The 15355-nt window shown below is 68.4% G+C and carries 16 protein-coding genes; 12 read left to right on the top strand and 4 right to left on the bottom strand.

The features are described 5' to 3' along the window. The first annotated feature begins 6 nt into the window (after positions 1 to 6). The 10 genes from AC07XB_RS32710 to AC07XB_RS32665 all read left to right on the top strand — a co-directional run bounded on the left by AC07XB_RS32710 (position 7) and on the right by AC07XB_RS32665 (position 11094). Complete coding sequence (locus tag AC07XB_RS32710; protein WP_043354633.1) at positions 7 to 981, top strand: ABC transporter permease; 975 nt, start codon at positions 7 to 9, stop codon at positions 979 to 981. Then, positions 978 to 1820 (top strand): ABC transporter permease, encoded by an 843-nt coding sequence (locus tag AC07XB_RS32705; RefSeq protein ID WP_174428021.1) that lies wholly within the window; start codon positions 978 to 980, stop codon positions 1818 to 1820. The genes AC07XB_RS32710 and AC07XB_RS32705 overlap by 4 nt, the downstream gene beginning before the upstream one ends. After that, a complete protein-coding gene (locus tag AC07XB_RS32700; RefSeq protein ID WP_492372088.1) occupies positions 1817 to 3496 on the top strand; it encodes a dipeptide ABC transporter ATP-binding protein in 1680 nt (559 codons plus the stop codon). Before AC07XB_RS32705 ends, AC07XB_RS32700 begins: the two co-directional genes overlap by 4 nt. Then, the gene (locus tag AC07XB_RS32695; RefSeq protein WP_492372087.1) at positions 3493 to 4497 is read left to right on the top strand and encodes a 2-hydroxyacid dehydrogenase; all 1005 of its coding nucleotides are present in this window, start codon (positions 3493 to 3495) and stop codon (positions 4495 to 4497) included. Before AC07XB_RS32700 ends, AC07XB_RS32695 begins: the two co-directional genes overlap by 4 nt. A 78-nt stretch (positions 4498 to 4575) precedes the next feature. Continuing rightward, positions 4576 to 6003, top strand: a complete 1428-nt coding sequence (locus AC07XB_RS32690; protein WP_492831534.1) for an aspartate aminotransferase family protein — start codon at positions 4576 to 4578, stop codon at positions 6001 to 6003. Beyond that, the gene (locus AC07XB_RS32685) at positions 6003 to 6953 is read left to right on the top strand and encodes a DMT family transporter (protein ID WP_492831533.1); all 951 of its coding nucleotides are present in this window, start codon (positions 6003 to 6005) and stop codon (positions 6951 to 6953) included. The genes AC07XB_RS32690 and AC07XB_RS32685 overlap by 1 nt, the downstream gene beginning before the upstream one ends. A 4-nt stretch (positions 6954 to 6957) precedes the next feature. After that, complete coding sequence (locus AC07XB_RS32680) at positions 6958 to 7683, top strand: GntR family transcriptional regulator (RefSeq protein ID WP_492372084.1); 726 nt, start codon at positions 6958 to 6960, stop codon at positions 7681 to 7683. Further along, positions 7680 to 8708 (top strand): histone deacetylase family protein, encoded by a 1029-nt coding sequence (locus AC07XB_RS32675; protein ID WP_183032683.1) that lies wholly within the window; start codon positions 7680 to 7682, stop codon positions 8706 to 8708. Before AC07XB_RS32680 ends, AC07XB_RS32675 begins: the two co-directional genes overlap by 4 nt. Further along, the gene (locus AC07XB_RS32670; protein WP_492831532.1) at positions 8705 to 9766 is read left to right on the top strand and encodes a phosphotransferase; all 1062 of its coding nucleotides are present in this window, start codon (positions 8705 to 8707) and stop codon (positions 9764 to 9766) included. The genes AC07XB_RS32675 and AC07XB_RS32670 overlap by 4 nt, the downstream gene beginning before the upstream one ends. 20 nt (positions 9767 to 9786) lie before the next feature. Continuing rightward, a complete protein-coding gene (locus AC07XB_RS32665; protein ID WP_492831531.1) occupies positions 9787 to 11094 on the top strand; it encodes an aspartate aminotransferase family protein in 1308 nt (435 codons plus the stop codon). A gap of 45 nt (positions 11095 to 11139) precedes the next feature. On the opposite strand, the gene wrbA is transcribed toward AC07XB_RS32665, so the two are convergent. Then, positions 11140 to 11760 carry an NAD(P)H:quinone oxidoreductase gene (gene wrbA, locus AC07XB_RS32660; protein WP_174428029.1) on the bottom strand — a complete coding sequence of 207 codons (621 nt, stop codon included), beginning with the start codon at positions 11758 to 11760 and terminating at the stop codon, positions 11140 to 11142. A gap of 224 nt (positions 11761 to 11984) precedes the next feature. Between wrbA and AC07XB_RS32655 the strand changes: the two genes are divergently transcribed. Beyond that, positions 11985 to 12245, top strand: coding sequence for a UBP-type zinc finger domain-containing protein (locus AC07XB_RS32655; RefSeq protein ID WP_492831530.1), 261 nt, complete (start codon positions 11985 to 11987; stop codon positions 12243 to 12245). A 66-nt stretch (positions 12246 to 12311) separates the two neighbouring features. Then, positions 12312 to 12833: a DsbA family protein gene (locus tag AC07XB_RS32650; RefSeq protein WP_492831529.1), complete on the top strand. Its 522-nt coding sequence runs from the start codon at positions 12312 to 12314 to the stop codon at positions 12831 to 12833. A 19-nt stretch (positions 12834 to 12852) separates the two neighbouring features. Here the strand turns inward: AC07XB_RS32650 and AC07XB_RS32645 are convergent, their stop codons facing one another. The 3 genes from AC07XB_RS32645 to AC07XB_RS32635 all read right to left on the bottom strand — a co-directional run bounded on the left by AC07XB_RS32645 (position 12853) and on the right by AC07XB_RS32635 (position 15311). Continuing rightward, on the bottom strand, positions 12853 to 13557 hold the full coding sequence (locus AC07XB_RS32645; protein WP_492376784.1) for a GntR family transcriptional regulator: 705 nt from the start codon (positions 13555 to 13557) through the stop codon (positions 12853 to 12855). Between the two features lie 51 nt (positions 13558 to 13608). After that, positions 13609 to 14607, bottom strand: a complete 999-nt coding sequence (locus AC07XB_RS32640; protein ID WP_492807003.1) for a 2Fe-2S iron-sulfur cluster-binding protein — start codon at positions 14605 to 14607, stop codon at positions 13609 to 13611. A 224-nt stretch (positions 14608 to 14831) separates the two neighbouring features. Then, on the bottom strand, positions 14832 to 15311 hold the full coding sequence (locus AC07XB_RS32635) for a GlcG/HbpS family heme-binding protein (RefSeq protein WP_035867076.1): 480 nt from the start codon (positions 15309 to 15311) through the stop codon (positions 14832 to 14834). Positions 15312 to 15355 lie beyond the last annotated feature (44 nt).

The following is a 15355-nucleotide window of genomic DNA, read 5'->3' as shown; positions in this document are numbered from 1 at the left end:
AAAGCCATGAGTCGTACGCAGCGCATGCTAGGCCGGGTGGTACAGGGCGTGATCGCGATCCTGGTCATCGCGACCGTCAACTTCCTGCTGATCCGGGCCGCGCCGGGAGACCCTGTCTCGGTGATGGCTGGCGAGGCCGGGGCCTCCGACCCGCAGTTCGTGGCGCAGTTGCGCACGCAGTTCGGGCTGGACAAGCCGGTGCCGGAGCAGCTTGCCACTTACCTTGGCCACGTGGTGCACCTGGACCTGGGCTACTCCTACCGCCAGCAGCAGCCGGTGCTGGACCTGATCCTGCAGCGCCTGCCCGCCACGCTGATCCTGACCGGCAGCGCCTTCTTGCTCTCCGTGCTGTTCGGCGTGGTGCTGGGGGCGTGGGCTAGCCGGCGCGCGGGGAGCTGGGTGGACAACGCCATCACCCTGTTCGCCCTGGTGTTCTATGCAACGCCCTTGTACTGGCTGGCGATGATGGCGGTGCTGCTGTTCTCGGTCAAGCTCGACTGGCTGCCCGGCTTTGGCTACTTCACCGTGGGGGCGGACCTGCATGGCCTGGCGCTGGTGTTCGACATTGCCACGCACCTGGTGCTGCCCGCGCTCACGCTGGCGCTGTTCTACATGGCGGTGTATGCGCGCATGACGCGGGCCTCGATGTTGGAGGTGGCGCAGATGGATTTCGTCAAGACCGCGCGCGCCAAGGGTGTGCGGCCCGGGCGCATCCAGCGCGCCCACATCCTGCGCAACGCCCTGCTGCCGGTGGTGACGCTGGCCGGCATCCAGGCCGGCGGCATGATCGGCGGCGCGGTGCTGACCGAGACGGTGTTCGCCTGGCCGGGCATTGGCCGCCTGATGTTCGACGCCCTGCTGCAGCGTGACTACAACCTGCTGCTGGGCTGCTTCCTGGTCACCGCGGCCATGGCCGTGTTGTTCAACCTGTTGACCGACTTTGTCTACACGCTGGTCGACCCGCGGATCGAGATGCAATGAAAAACACTTTCTGGCGGCGGTTCTGCCGCAACAAGGCAGCCGTGCTCGGCATGGTGGTACTGGTGGGCTTTGCCGTGCTCGCGCTGTTCGGGCCGTGGATGGCCGGGCATGATCCCTGGGACATGGTGCAGCAGCCGTTCCTGCAACCGATGCAGGAACCCGGCTTTGCCATGGGCACCGACACCATGGGGCGCGACATCCTGGCGGGCGTGATCCACGGCGCGCGCATCTCGCTGCTGATCGGCGTGGTGTCCACGGTGGTCTCGCTCTTGATCGGCGTGACGCTGGGCGCCATTTCCGGCTACTTCGGCGGGTGGATCGATGCGGCGCTGATGCGCTTCACCGAGCTGTTCCAGGCGGTGCCGAGCTTTGCGCTGGCGCTGGTGCTGGTGGCGATCTTCGAGCCGTCCATCGGCTCCATCGTGGCAGCGATCGCCATCGTGTCCTGGCCGCCGGTGGCGCGCCTGGTGCGCAGCGAGTTCCTCACGCTGCGCCAGCGCGACTTTGTGCAAGCCGCGAAGCTGGCCGGGCAATCGACACCGCGCATCATCCTGTCGCAGATCCTGCCTAATGCCAGCTCGCCCATCGTCGTGATGGCCTCGCTGATGGTGGCGACCGCCATCCTGCTGGAATCCAGCCTGAGCTTCCTGGGTCTCGGCGACCCGAACCACATGAGCTGGGGCTATATGGTGGGCTCGGCGCGCACCGTGCTGCGCCAGGCCTGGTGGATGGCGGTGTTCCCCGGCACGGCCATCCTGCTGACGGTGCTCGCGCTCAATATGGTGGGCGAAGGCCTGAACGACGCGCTCAATGCGCGCCTTGGCGGGAGTGGACGATGAGCACACCGGTACTAGATATCCAGGACCTGAGCATCCGCCTGCCTGCTGGCGGCGACCGCGCGCTGGCGGTGCAGGCAGCCTCGCTGACGCTGGAAGCGGGCCAGACGCTGTGCGTGGTGGGCGAGTCCGGCTCCGGCAAGTCCATGATCGCCAATGCGGTGATGGGCCTGCTGCCGCGGCCCCATGTGGAGCCGGTGGCCGGACGCATCCTGTTCGAGGGCCAGGACCTGCTGCAGCTGGATGACGACGCCATGCGCGAGCTGCGCGGGCAGAAGATCGGCATGGTGTTCCAGGAACCCATGACGGCGCTCAACCCGGTCATGCGCATCGGCGACCAGATCGCCGAAGTGTTCGACGCGCACCAGCGGCTGGGCGCGGCCGAGAAGCGCAAGCGCATCGTGGCGGCGCTGGCCGACGTGGGCCTGCCCGATCCGGAGCTGCTGTATGACAGCTACCCCTTCCGCTTGTCGGGCGGGCAACGCCAGCGCGTGATGATCGCGTGCGCCATGGCGCTGGAGCCGCGCCTGCTGATCGCCGACGAGCCCACCACCGCGCTCGACGTCACCACGCAAGCGCAGATCCTGCAACTGATCCGCGAGCTGCAAAAGCGGCGCGGCATGGCCGTGCTGTTCATCACGCACGATTTCGGCGTGGTGTCGGAGATCGCCGACCAGGTGGTGGTGATGCAGACCGGCACCATCGTCGAGACCGGGCCGGCCGCGCGCGTGCTGACCGATCCGCAGCATTCCTATACCCGCAAGCTGATCAGCGCCATTCCCGGCGGGCACCTGCGCCAGCCGCCCGTGCAGGTGGAGGTCAACCGCGTGCTGCAGGTGCAGGACCTGTGCAAGACCTACCGCACCGGTGGCGGCCTGCTGCGGCGCGGGCGCGAGGTGCAAGCCGCGCGCAACGTGAACTTTGAGCTGCTGCGCGGGCAAACGCTCGGGCTGGTGGGTGAATCGGGCTCCGGCAAATCGACGGTGGGCCGCTGCATCGTGGGCCTGGCGCCGTTCGACAGCGGCCGCATCGTGATCAACGGGCGCAACCTGTCCCAAGGCGGCGGGCTGCTGCAGCGCGCGGGCGGCAAGCTGCAGATGGTGTTCCAGGACCCTTATGCCTCGCTCAATCCCCGGCATCGGATCGGTGCGGCCATCGCTGCCGGCCCCATCGCGCAGGGCGTATCGCGCCAGGAGGCACAGGCGCGCACGCTGGAGCTGCTCGGGCTGGTCGGGCTGGGGCCGGAGGCGGCCGAGCGCTACCCGCATGAGTTTTCCGGCGGGCAGCGCCAGCGCATCGGCATTGCCCGGGCGCTAGCGATGCAGCCGGAATTGCTGGTGGCGGACGAGCCCGTCTCCGCGCTGGATGTGTCGGTGCAGGCGCAGGTGCTGGAGCTGTTCGCCAAAGTGCGCGAGCAGTTCAAGCTGGCTATGGTCTTTATCACCCACGACCTGCGCGTGGCCGCGCAGATGTGCGACAAGATCGCCGTCATGCAGCGCGGCGAGGTGGTCGAGTACGGCGAGACGGCTCGCGTGCTGAGCGCACCCGAGCATGCCTACACGCGCAAGCTGATCGAAGCCATCCCGCGCCTGACCCGGGTGCAGGAGGCAGCGCAGGCACCCGAGACACCAGAAACACCAGAGCCAGCCCGCCTGCAAGCGGTCGGGGGCTACGCATGACCCGCACCGACCTCGACAATCTGGCCGGAACACGCAACAAGATGGACATGACGACAACCAAGCCTCCCTGTGTGGCACTGCTCAGCAGCGTGCTCGACATGCACTACCTGGTACCCGCCTTCCGCGCGGCGGCGCCCGGGCTGGACCTGCGCGTGGGCGCCGACCTGGGCACGCTTGACGACATCGATGCCGCGGTCTGCTGGGCGCCCCCGCCCGGCTTGCTGGCGGCCATGCCCAAGCTGAGCCTGGTGCAGTCGCTGGGCGCGGGCATCGACCACCTGCGCAGCGATCCGGACCTGCCGCCAGGGCCAACCGTCTGCCGCATCGTGGATACCGCCATGGCGGGCACCATGACGGCCTACGTGACGTGGGCCGTGATCCAGCACCAGCGCAGCATGGGCGCCTATCTGGCCAGCGCGGCGGCCGGGCAGTGGCAAGAGCAGCCCATCGTGGCGCCGTCGCGGCACCGGGTGGGCATTGCGGGGCTGGGCACGCTGGGCATTGCCAGCGCCCGCGCGCTGCAGGCGGTGGGCTATGCGGTGCGCGGCTGGAGCCGCAGCCCCAAGGCGGACCTGCCCGAGGGCGTGGAAGCCTTCCACGGCCAGGACGGCCTGGATGCCTTCCTGGCGGGCTGCGACGCGCTGGTTTGCCTGCTGCCGCTCACCGCGCAGACGCAGGGTTTCCTGTGCGCGGACCTGTTCGCCCGCCTGCCGCGCGGCGCGCACTTGATCAACGTAGGCCGGGGCGGCCACCTGGTCGAGGCCGACCTGCTGCGCGCGCTGGACGACGGTACGCTGGGCGCGGCCACGCTGGATGCCTTCCAGCACGAGCCGCTGCCATCCGGGCATCCGTTCTGGCGGCATCCGCGCATCAACGTCACGCCGCATGTGGCGGCCCGCACCGATCCGGCGACGATCGCGCGCCAGACGCTGGATAATCTGGCCCAGCTGCGCCGCGGGCAGCGACCTGCCGTGGCAGTCGACCCGGCACAGGGATATTGATATTGACGCGTTTGACCTTGGCATGCCGCTGCCCCAGCACTCCGACACACCCGATACCAACAACAGGACGTCACTGACATGACCGTCGCCTTGCCCTCCCACGCCGCCCTTGCCGCAGACGATATCGCGGCCCATCTGCATCCCTTTACCAACCTGGCCGCCCACCCCGGCGTCGGCCCGCTCGTCATCACCAAAGGCGACGGCATCTATGTGGAGGACGACCAGGGCAAGCGCTACCTGGAAGGGATGTCCGGCCTGTGGTGCAGCTCGCTCGGGTTCAGCCATGCGCGCGTGATCGAGGCCGGCGTGCAGGCCATGCGCACGCTGCCCTACTATCACACGTTCAACCATCGCTCCAACCCGGCGGCCATCATGCTGGCCGAGAAACTGGTCGCGATGGCGCCGGTGCCGATGTCCAAGGTGTTCTTCGCCAACTCCGGCTCGGAGGCCAACGACACCGCCGTGAAGCTGGTCTGGTATTACCACAACGCCATCGGCAAGCCGGACAAGAAGAAGATCATCGCGCGCACCAGCGCCTATCACGGCGTCACCGTGGCGGCGGCGAGCCTGAGCGGCCTGCAGGCCAATCACCGCGATTTCGACCTGCCCATCGACCGCATCCTGCGCGCCGGCTGCCCGCACCACTACCGCTACGGCGCGCCGGGCGAGAGCGAGGCGGCGTTCGCCAGCCGCCTGGCGCAGGAGCTCGAGGCACTGATCCAGGCGGAAGGCCCGGACACCATCGGCGCCTTTGTCGCCGAGCCGGTAATGGGCGCGGGCGGCGTGATCGTGCCGCCGGCCACCTATTTTGCCGAGGTCCAGGCCGTGCTGCGCCGCCATGACATCCTGCTGATCGCCGACGAGGTGATCTGCGGCTTTGGCCGGACCGGCGCGATGTTCGGCTCCACCACCTACGGCATGCGGCCCGACATCCTCACCTGCGCCAAGGCGCTGTCCTCCGGCTACATGCCGATCTCGGCGGTGATGGTGTCGGAGAAGGTGCACGCGGCCATTGCCGCCAACAGCGGCAAGATCGGCACCTTCGGCCACGGCTTCACCTACTCGGGCCATCCGGTCACCACGGCGGTGGCGCTGGAGACGCTGCGCGTCTATGAGGATGACCACATCCTCGATCACGTGAACGCCATCGCGCCCCGCTTCCAGCAAGCGCTGCGGGCCTATGCCGGGCGAGCGCTGGTGGGCGAGGTGCGCGGGGTCGGCCTGCTGGGCGCGGTCGAACTGGCGGCGGATCCGGCGGCGCGGCGCGCCTTCGACCCGGCCCTGAAGGCTGGCCCGCGCCTGGCTCAGCTGGCGCAGGAGCACGGCCTGATCGTGCGCGCCATGGGCGACACCATTGCGTTCTGCCCGCCGCTGATCATCACCGAGGCGCAGATCGACGAGCTGTTCGCGCGGTTCGAGCGCGCCATGGTGGCGCTGGAGCGTGAGCTCCCGGCCGGCAGCAAGGGAAGCAATAGCGGCCATGGTGGCAACAAGGCTGCAGCCTGATGACCGGCCCGGCCAATCCTTCGCTACGGCTCACCACGGCGAGTGCGCGCCGCGATGGCATCGCGCTGTTCTTCTGCGCGCTGGTGGCGTTTGCCAGCTACGACGCCTTCTGCAAATGGATGCTGCGCGACCACTCGGCGCCCATGATGAACCTCACCCGCTATGTGTCGGTAAGCGTCATCGCGCTGGTGTGGCTGGTGCGCGAAGGCGACCTGAAGCTGTGGCGCACGCCCTGCAAGTGGCTGCTGCTGGCGCGCGGGCTGGCGCTTGGGATCGTGGCGAGCTGCTTCATGGCCGCGCTGGTGCACATGCCTCTGGCAGAGGCCACCGCCATCTACTTCACCGCGCCGCTGATCATGGTGGCGCTGTCGCCGGCGGTGCTGGGCGAACGGGTGGGACGCGCCCAGTGGGCGGCGGTGCTGGCCGGCTTTGGCGGCATGCTGCTGATCGTGCGGCCCGGCGGCGACCTGCCGCTCGTGGGCACGGTGCTGATGATGGTCTCGGCCGTATGCTACGCCGCCTTCCAGCTGCTGACGCGCCGGCTGGCCGGCGTGGTCGCCGGGCCGGTGCTCTATGCCTGGACCGCGCTGATCTGCCTGGTGGTGACCGGCGTGCCGGCGCTGGCGACGCTGCCTGAGGTCATGCCGCCCGCGCCCGACATCTTGCTGATGATGGCCGGTGGCGCCTGCAGCGGCCTGGCCCAGCTGCTGCTGCTGGCCGCCTTCCGGCGCGTTGCCGCCTCCACGCTCGCGCCGCTCAATTACTTTCAACTGCTGCTCGCCGTGCTGATCAGTACCTTTGTCTTCCAGCGCCCGCCCGATGGCATCGCGCTGGCGGGCATCGTGCTGATCATGCTGTCGGGCGGCTACCTCGCATTGCGCGGGCGGCAGGCGCCGCCCGCGCCGCCAGCACCGCTGGTAAAGCCGGTCGTAGCCCGACCCAAGGACTAAGCCCATGTCTGATTCCGCATTCGACGAATCCTCGCCCTTTGCCTCCATCGAAGTCTCCGACCTGGTGGCGGCGGTGGAGGCGCAACTCACCCAGGCCATCGTCGAAGGCCGGCTCCCGCCCGGCAGCCGCATCGTCGAGGCCGACATCGCCCGCCGCATGAATGTCAGCCGCGCGCCGGTGCGCGAGGCGGCCCGGCGGCTGGAGCGCCAGGGCGTGCTGGTCTCGCGCCCGCGCCATGGCTTTGCGGTGCGCACGGTGACGGTGCGCGAGATCGACGACCTGTTCCAGGTACGGCTGAATCTGGAGCTGATGGCCGCATCGCTCGCCTGCAAGCAGGCGCCGGAGGCCGGGCTGAAGCAGCTCGTGGCCATGGTCGACCGCATGGTGCAGGACGCCGAATCGCTGCCGCAGATCGAGCGCGTGGCGCGCGACCTGGCGTTCCACACGGCCATCTGCGAGCTGTCCGGCAACGCTTACCTGCATCGCATGTTCTCCATGATGCAAACGGAGATCCGCATGATCGTGGCGCTGATCGACAGCGTGTACCACGACCCGAAGGCCGTGGCCGAGACCCATCGCCCCATTGCCGAGGCGATTGCGCGGCGCGACGAAGCCGCCGCGCAAGCCGCGGTGCGCTTCCATATCGATGACGCCTGGGTCCATGTCCGGGCGGTGTTCATGCAAAAACAAGGCGCCGCCGAGGCGCCCCCGATGGAGTCCGTCCTATGAAAGTCGTCTACAGCGATCTGCATCTCGACCACGACCCGCACGCGTTCATGGTGCGCGGCAAGATGAAACGCAGCAACGAGCAGCCCGAGCGCGCCCTGCGCCTCTTGGCAGCGGTGCGTGCCGATGGCCACGACGTGATTGCCCCCGCCGATCACGGCCCCGGCCCGCGCGCCGCGATCCACACGCCGGAATACCTGCGCTTCCTGGAAACCGCGTACGACCGCTGGCAACTGCTGCCCGACGCCTCCGAGGAGGTCTTGCCCAACATCCATCCGTTCCCCGGGCAGCCCTGCACCTATCCCGACAGCGTGGTCGGCCAGGCGGGCTTCCACATGGGCGACGCCGCCTGCTCCATCGGGCCCAACACCTGGCGAGCGGCGGTCGGCTCAGCCGACGTGGCCACCCACGCCGCGCAACTGGTCGCCGACGGCGAACGCGCCGCCTATGCGCTGTGCCGCCCGCCGGGCCACCACGCTTATGCGGACCGCGCCAACGGCTTTTGCTACCTGAACAACACCGCCATTGCCGCGCAGCACCTGCGCCGCCACCATGACCGCGTCGCCATCCTCGACATCGACATGCACCACGGCAACGGCACCCAGGGCATCTTCTACCGGCGCAACGATGTGCTGACCGTGTCGCTGCATGGCGACCCGATGCTGTTCACGCCTTTCTTCACCGGACACGCGCACGAGCGCGGCGAGGCGGAGGGCCTCGGCTACAACATCAACCGCCCGCTGGCGCGCGGCACCGGCGACGAGGCCTACCTGGCAGCGCTGCGCGACGTGTGCCAGAGCATCCGCGCCTTCGCGCCCGGCGCGCTGGTGGTGGCGCTGGGGCTGGACGCGCACGAGCGCGACCCGTACCAGGCGCTGGCCGTCACCACGCCCGGCTTCGCCCTCATCACCGCGGAAATCGCGCGGCTGGGCCTGCCGACGGTGCTGGTGCAGGAAGGCGGGTATCTCTCCGACGATCTCGGGCCCAACCTGTCCAGCGCGCTGCGCGGCTTCGCGAGCGCGGCATGAACGGGCCGGCAAGCGCGGCACTTGCTGCCGCCGATGTGCTTAGCGAAGGCTCGCCCGAAGTCCCTGTGACGTGGGCGATGGCGCTGCTCACGCAGCACTACGGGCTGGCGGGCCGGCTCTCCCCGCTGAGCGGCGAGCGCGACCGGAACTTCCTGCTGGAAACGCCCGCGGCAAGCTACATGCTCAAGGTATCCCACCCGGCCGAGCTGCCGCTGGTGGCGGACTTCCAGACCCAGGCGCTGCTGCACATCGCCGCGGCCGACCCCGCCCTGCCCGTGCAGCGCATCGTGCCAACCCTGGCGGGCCAGCCATCGCTGATCGCCCAGCCACCCGGTGGCGAAGCGCGTGTGGTGCGCCTGTTCAGCTACCTGCCTGGCGTGCCGCTGCCCAAGGCGCAGCGCTCGCAAGCGCAGGCACGGGAGCTGGCGCGCACGCTGGCCCGGCTCGACCTGGCGCTGCGCGACTTCCGCCATCCCGCCGGCGAGCTGGAGCTGCCGTGGGACATCCAGCGCGCCGACCGCGTGCGCGGCCTGCTCGACAGCGTCCCGGACGCGGCGCGCCGCACGCTGGCAAACCGCGCGCTGGATCGCTTTGCCGCCAATGTGCAGCCCCGGCTGGCGCACCTGCGGGCCCAGCCGATCCACAACGACTTCAATATCTATAACGTGCTGGTCGATCCGCAAGACCATGCGCGCATCGCGGGCGTGCTGGATTTTGGCGACATGGTCCATGCGCCCCTGATCGACGACCTGGCCGTTGCCGCCGCCTATCAGGTTGACCCCGCCGGCGACACGATGGCCACGCTGGCGGACTTTGCCGCCACCTATCACACGGTACTGCCGCTGCAAGCCGATGAGGTCGACGTGCTGTTCGACCTGGTGCAGGCCCGGCTGGTGATGGTGGTAGCCATCAGTGGCTGGCGCGCCGCGCGGCATCCGGAAAACGCGCCTTACCTGTTGCGCAACAACGCGGTCTCCTGGGACCGGCTGGCAGCCTGCGACGCGATCCCCACCGAACAAGCACGCTCCGTCCTGCGCCGCGCCTGCGGGATGGCGTGACCACGACACCAAGGAATCCGATGACCACGGCAGCAGCCACCCCTAGCGTTGCAGCACTGACCGAGCGGCGCGCCCGCGTGCTCGGCCCGGCGTACCGCCTGTTCTACGAGGAGCCGCTGCACATCGTGCGCGGCGATGGCGTCTGGCTTTACGACGCCAACGGCGAGCGCTACCTCGATGCATATAACAATGTGGCATCGGTCGGCCATTGCCATCCACAGGTGGTGCAAGCCATCGCCCGCCAGGCGGCGCAGCTCAACACGCACACACGCTACCTGCACGAGGGCATCCTGGATTACGCGGAGCGCCTGCTGGCCACCATGCCGGACGCGCTGGGCCATGCCATGCTCACCTGCACCGGCAGCGAGGCCAACGACCTGGCGATGCGCATCGCGCGCGCCCACACCGGCGCGCAAGGGCTGATCATCACGCGCTTTGCCTACCATGGCGTGACCGCGTCCATTGCCGAAGCATCGCCCTCGCTCGGGCGCTACGTGAAGCTTGGCGACAACGTGCGTACCGTGCCGGCACCGGACAGCTACCGCGTTGCGCCGGCGCAGCTCGGTGTTGTCTTTGCCGACGGTGTGCGCCAAGCCATCGAGGACCTGCGCGCGCATGGCATCCGCCCCGCCGCGCTGCTGGTCGATACCGTGTTCTCCAGCGACGGCATCTTCTGCGATCCGCCCGGCTTCCTGAACGATGCGGTCGCCGCCATCCGCGCGGCCGGCGGCGTGTTCATCGCCGACGAGGTGCAGCCCGGCCTGGGGCGCACGGGCGAGGCGTTCTGGGGATTCCAGCGGCATGGCGTGGTGCCGGACATCGTCACCATGGGCAAGCCAATGGGCAACGGGCATCCGCTGGCCGGGCTGGCCGTGCGCCCCGAAGTGCTGGCGGCGTTTGGGCGCGAGTGCCGTTACTTCAATACCTTCGGCGGCAACCCGGTGTCTGTCGCCGCCGGCATGGCGGTGCTTGACGTCATCGAGCAGACGCATCTCATGACGCAGGTGCGGCGCGTGGGCAAGTACCTGCGCGAGCGGCTGGCAGGCGTGGCGCAGCGGCATCCACTGATCGGCGATATCCGCGGGGCCGGGCTGTTCGTCGCGGTGGAGTTTGTCGAAGACGGCGATGCCGCGCGGCCCGCGACCGCGCGCACGGCGCGCATCGTCAACGGTCTGCGGCGGCGCCACGTGCTGGTTGGTGCCACCGGCGAAGCGGCCAACATCCTGAAGATCCGCCCGCCGATGGTGTTCACCGAAGCGCACGCCGACCTGCTGGCCGACACCCTGGACGCAGTGCTGGCCGAGGTGGAGAACGAGCGAGTGGCCTGAACCTGAACCCGCCCGCCAGCCATCCGGCCGCGGCCAGCAGCCCGGCTAACGCGCCGCGAGCCTGGCGGCTATGCCGGCCACGTGCCGGCCCTGATACTTTGCGATCGCCAGTTCGTTCTCGCTGGGCTGGCGCGAGCCGTCGGCGGCCGTGAGGGTGGAAGCGCCATAGGGTGTGCCCCCCGTGATCTGGCTCATGTCCAGCAGCCGCGCTTCGGCGTAGGGCACGCCGACAATCACCATGCCCTGGTGCAGCAGCGTGGTGTGGAAGCTGGTGATCGTGGTCTCCTGGCCGCCGTGCTGGGTGGCGGTGCTGGTAAAGACACTGCCGACCTTGCCCACCAGCCCGCCGCTCATCCACAGCCCGCCGGTCTGGTCGAGAAAATTGCGCATCTGCGCGCACATATTGCCAAACCGTGTGGGGGTGCCGAACAGGATGGCATCGGCGTCGGCCAGTTTGTCCGGCTCCGCCACCGGCACATGGGCGAAAGCCGCCCGGGCGGCCTTGGCGCCACTCTTTTCCAGCACGGCGTCGGGCACCAGTTCCGGCACCTGGAGCAACGTCACCTCGGCGCCATCGACTTCGCGCGCGCCCGCCGCCACGGCCTCCGCCATTTTGTAGACGTGCCCGTACATGCTGTAGAAGACCACCTGGATCTTGCAGGTCATGACATCCTCCTGAGTGCAATGCCAAATTCGAAATGAAAAATGACGAAATACGAAATCGGGACTTCAGGCCGCAACAGGCCATTCGTTGAGTCTAGGCGAAGCAAGCGCGCCGCGCGGTGACTGCCGCGCTTCCCTTCGCATCTTCGCCGCCTACAATAAAAGACCCTGGCTCATCCGCGCGCGGCACGGGCCCGCCCTGCCGGGGCCAACGTTGGAGTACCGCAATGACAACGGCGTGTGCGCACCTTGCATTGAGCCATCCCGTCACACCCAGCGCAGAAGGCTGCGAGGAATGCCTGCGCAGCGGCGACGAATGGGTGCACCTGCGCTTGTGCCTGTGCTGCGGCCATGTCGGCTGCTGCGACGACTCGCCCAACCAGCACGCCACCCGGCATTTCCTGGCCACGGAGCATCCGGTGATCCAGTCGTTAGAGCCGGGCGAAACCTGGCGCTGGTGCTATATCGACAAGCTGTTCATTCCTTGAGGGGTGCCCGGCGCCCGGCACACGCTCAGGCCAACCCCCATGCGCCAATCCTGCAAGGAGAATGTCATGCTGTCGACACCCGTTGAAAAGACCGACCATGTACTGGGGCCTGCCTCGGCCCACGTCACCGTGGTCGAGTACGGCGACTTCGAATGCCAGTATTGCCGCCTGGCCTACGGCGGCGTGAAGATCCTGCTTGCCCGCTACCACGACCGCGTGCGCTTTGTGTACCGCCATTTCCCGCTGACGGCCTGGCACCCGCTGGCGCTAGCCGCCGCGGAGGCTGCCGAGGCCGCGGCGGCCCAGCACAAGTTCTGGCCGATGCACCAGCAGATCTTCGAGCAACATCATGGCATCAAGCCGGCGATGCTGCGGGAGTACGCCGCTACGCTGGAACTGGACCTGGAGCGTTATGACTACGACATGAAGGCCCACACCTACCTGCAGCGCGTGCGCGAGCACCAGCAAGGCGGCATTGCCAGCCATGTGCGCAGCACGCCGGCATTCTTCGTCAATGGGGCAATACAGGACGTGACCTTCGGCATCGAACACCTGGACCATGCCATTGCCGTGGCGCTGCGTCACTGAGGGGCTGGGGGCCAGGGGCCTAGGCTTGCGGGCCAGCAGGCGTTGCCGCCTCCGCCGCGCTGTACACATGGCGCGTGGCGAGCAGCGACGCAAGGTCGGCGTCGCCGGCAATCACCGCCCGCAGGATCTGCGCGTGCTCGTCCCAGTTCTGCTGCGCGCGCTGCCGGTGCGCGGGCGCAAACACCAGTCCGGTGCGTTCGCGCAAGGAGCGCATCATCTCCTGCAGCACGCTGTTGGCGGCGATATTGCCCAGCACTTCGTGAAAGCGGAAATTGAGCGTGAGCAGGCGCGCATCCTCGCCGCCGCATGCCGCCGCGCTGCCCTGGCGCAAGACCTCCTGCAACTCGGCGACCAGCCGGGGATCGCGCCGTTGCGCGGCCAGCTTGGCGTTCAGGCCTTCGAGCGTGGCGCGCACCTCCACCATCTCCCGGGCCACCTGCTCCGACAGGCACGCCACCGACGCGCCCCGGCGCGGCTCGATGCGAACCAGCCCCTCGGCCGCCAGCGCGCGCAGCGCCTCACGCACCGGCACGCGCGACACGCCCAGTTCGGCCGACAGCGTGTGCTCCACCAGGCGGTCGCCCTGGCGGTACACGCCACCGACAATGCGCTGGCGCAAGGTATCGGTCACCTGCGAAAACAGCGGCGAATGGCGCGAGCCGAGGCTGGCGCCGGGACGGTCCGCCGGGTAGGCGGGTGGAACACTGCCGTGGTCGTCGGACATGTTCGTCTTGTGGGCGCGCGGGCCGGCCTTGGCCAGCCCGCGCGCGCTGGTTCAGCTGCGCTGGAATGTAAAGCTGTCGGCGTAGATATGCGCGCCGCTGGCGCCGAGCCCGAGAAAGGTCTCGCGGGCGTCGCGGATCATGTCGGGCGAGCCGCACAGGTAGATGGCATGCTCGGACAGGTCCGGCAGGTCGGCGGCAACGGCGTGCTGCACGTGGCCGCGCCGGCCGCTCCATGCGCCGTCGGCACGCGAGAGCACCGGCACGTACTGGAAATCGTAGAGCCGCGCGCCCCACGCCTGGATCTGTTCGTGCAGGTACAGGTCCGCCTGGGTGCGCATGCCCCAGTACAGCGAGACCGGCGGGCAATCGGGATCGTCCATCAGCGATTCGAGGATGCTCTTGATCGGCGCCAGCCCGGTGCCCGTGGCCACCATCACCAGCGGGCGATAGTCGTCCTTGCGGAAATAGAAGCCGCCCAGCGGCAGCTCCACGTCGAGCTGATCATCGGAGCGCAGTCCCGCCAGCAAGCGCTCGGTGAAGTAGCCGCCAGGAATACGGCGCACGTGCAGGTCCACCGTGCGGTCCTTGGGAACCGACGCCATCGAGAAACTGCGCGCGATGCCGTCACCGGTAAAGATCTTGAGGTACTGGCCGGGACGGTAGTCAAGCGCCTGCGCCTGCGGCAGCTCCAGCGTCAGGTGCACCACGTCAGCGCTGAGCGGCGCGATCTTGCGGATCACCGCGGTGTGGCGCGCGGGCTCGGCACATGGCTCGCCTGGCCGCGCGGTGCTGATCACCAGGTCGCTGGTGGGCCGCGCCTGGCACGCCAGCGCAAAGCCTTCGGCCTCTTCTTCCGGGGTCAGGCCCATGGGGTACTCGTCATAGGCCACCGCGCCTTCGACCAGCCTGACGCGGCACGTGGCGCAGCCGCCGAAGCGGCAGTCGTGCGCCATCTGCACATTGGCGCGCAGGGCGCCGTCCAGTACCGTTTCGCCGGCGCTGGTTTCGAACGATTGCTGGGATTCGAGGAGATGGATGCGGTAGGACATGGTGGACTCGGAATGCGTGGGGGGATGGGCTTCTAGATCTAAAACCTAAAACCCAAAGCCTAAAGTCAAAGGCCGTTTCACCACCCCTGCGGGGCGGCGACCTACTTTCTTGTCTTGCCAAGAAAGTAGGCAAAGAAGGCGCCCCATACGGCCTGGTACACCTACGCCGCTCGCTTCGCATCGCTGCTCTTGCGCGGTTTTCGGGGCTGTTGCTGGGTCTGGATTTACTTCTTGATATCGGCCTCTGCCAGCACCTTCAGGTCGTCGCCGGCCAGCAGTTCCTGCAGGGCCTGCAGCGCTGCCACGCCTGCGGCGGTGTCCTGCTCGCCGTTGCCGCCGCTCAGGCCGATGCCGCCGATGACTTCGCCGTTGACCACGATCGGGAAGCCGCCTACGAACACGGCGAACTTGCCTTCGAAGCTCCACTGGATGCCGAAGGCTTCATTACCCGGCAGCGCGGGGCCGTTCGGCGCCTGGTTGAACAGGTGGGTCGAGCGCTTGTGGCCGGCGGCGGTGAAAGCCTTGTTCCAGGCGATCTGCGGGCCGGTGATGCGCGCGCCGTCCATGCGCTCCAGCACCAGCGGGTAGCCGCCGTCGTCGACCACGCAGATCGATTCCAGCACGCCGATTTCCTCGGACTTGCGGATGGCTGCCGCCACCATGTGACGGGCTTCCTTCAGTTCCAGCTTGATGGCTTTTCTCATGTCCTGCTCCTGCTCGATACGTGAATGCTGCGTGAATGCCCGTT

Source organism: Cupriavidus sp. GW821-FHT02F09, assembly GCF_059421605.1.
This window is presented reverse-complemented; position numbering and strand designations above follow the sequence as displayed.

Excerpts from the sequence above, each read along its gene's own strand:
- AC07XB_RS32710 (WP_043354633.1), top strand. The coding sequence starts at position 7 with ATGAGTCGTACGCAGCGCATGCTAGGCCGGGTGGTACAGGGCGTGATC.
- AC07XB_RS32635 (WP_035867076.1), bottom strand. The coding sequence starts at position 15,311 with ATGAGAAAAGCCATCAAGCTGGAACTGAAGGAAGCCCGTCACATGGTG.
- AC07XB_RS32675 (WP_183032683.1), top strand. The coding sequence starts at position 7,680 with ATGAAAGTCGTCTACAGCGATCTGCATCTCGACCACGACCCGCACGCG.
- AC07XB_RS32705 (WP_174428021.1), top strand. The coding sequence starts at position 978 with ATGAAAAACACTTTCTGGCGGCGGTTCTGCCGCAACAAGGCAGCCGTG.
- wrbA (WP_174428029.1), bottom strand. The coding sequence starts at position 11,760 with ATGACCTGCAAGATCCAGGTGGTCTTCTACAGCATGTACGGGCACGTC.
- AC07XB_RS32665 (WP_492831531.1), top strand. The coding sequence starts at position 9,787 with ATGACCACGGCAGCAGCCACCCCTAGCGTTGCAGCACTGACCGAGCGG.
- AC07XB_RS32645 (WP_492376784.1), bottom strand. The coding sequence starts at position 13,557 with ATGTCCGACGACCACGGCAGTGTTCCACCCGCCTACCCGGCGGACCGT.
- AC07XB_RS32670 (WP_492831532.1), top strand. The coding sequence starts at position 8,705 with ATGAACGGGCCGGCAAGCGCGGCACTTGCTGCCGCCGATGTGCTTAGC.
- AC07XB_RS32695 (WP_492372087.1), top strand. The coding sequence starts at position 3,493 with ATGACCCGCACCGACCTCGACAATCTGGCCGGAACACGCAACAAGATG.
- AC07XB_RS32650 (WP_492831529.1), top strand. The coding sequence starts at position 12,312 with ATGCTGTCGACACCCGTTGAAAAGACCGACCATGTACTGGGGCCTGCC.
- AC07XB_RS32680 (WP_492372084.1), top strand. The coding sequence starts at position 6,958 with ATGTCTGATTCCGCATTCGACGAATCCTCGCCCTTTGCCTCCATCGAA.
- AC07XB_RS32655 (WP_492831530.1), top strand. The coding sequence starts at position 11,985 with ATGACAACGGCGTGTGCGCACCTTGCATTGAGCCATCCCGTCACACCC.
- AC07XB_RS32690 (WP_492831534.1), top strand. The coding sequence starts at position 4,576 with ATGACCGTCGCCTTGCCCTCCCACGCCGCCCTTGCCGCAGACGATATC.
- AC07XB_RS32640 (WP_492807003.1), bottom strand. The coding sequence starts at position 14,607 with ATGTCCTACCGCATCCATCTCCTCGAATCCCAGCAATCGTTCGAAACC.
- AC07XB_RS32700 (WP_492372088.1), top strand. The coding sequence starts at position 1,817 with ATGAGCACACCGGTACTAGATATCCAGGACCTGAGCATCCGCCTGCCT.
- AC07XB_RS32685 (WP_492831533.1), top strand. The coding sequence starts at position 6,003 with ATGACCGGCCCGGCCAATCCTTCGCTACGGCTCACCACGGCGAGTGCG.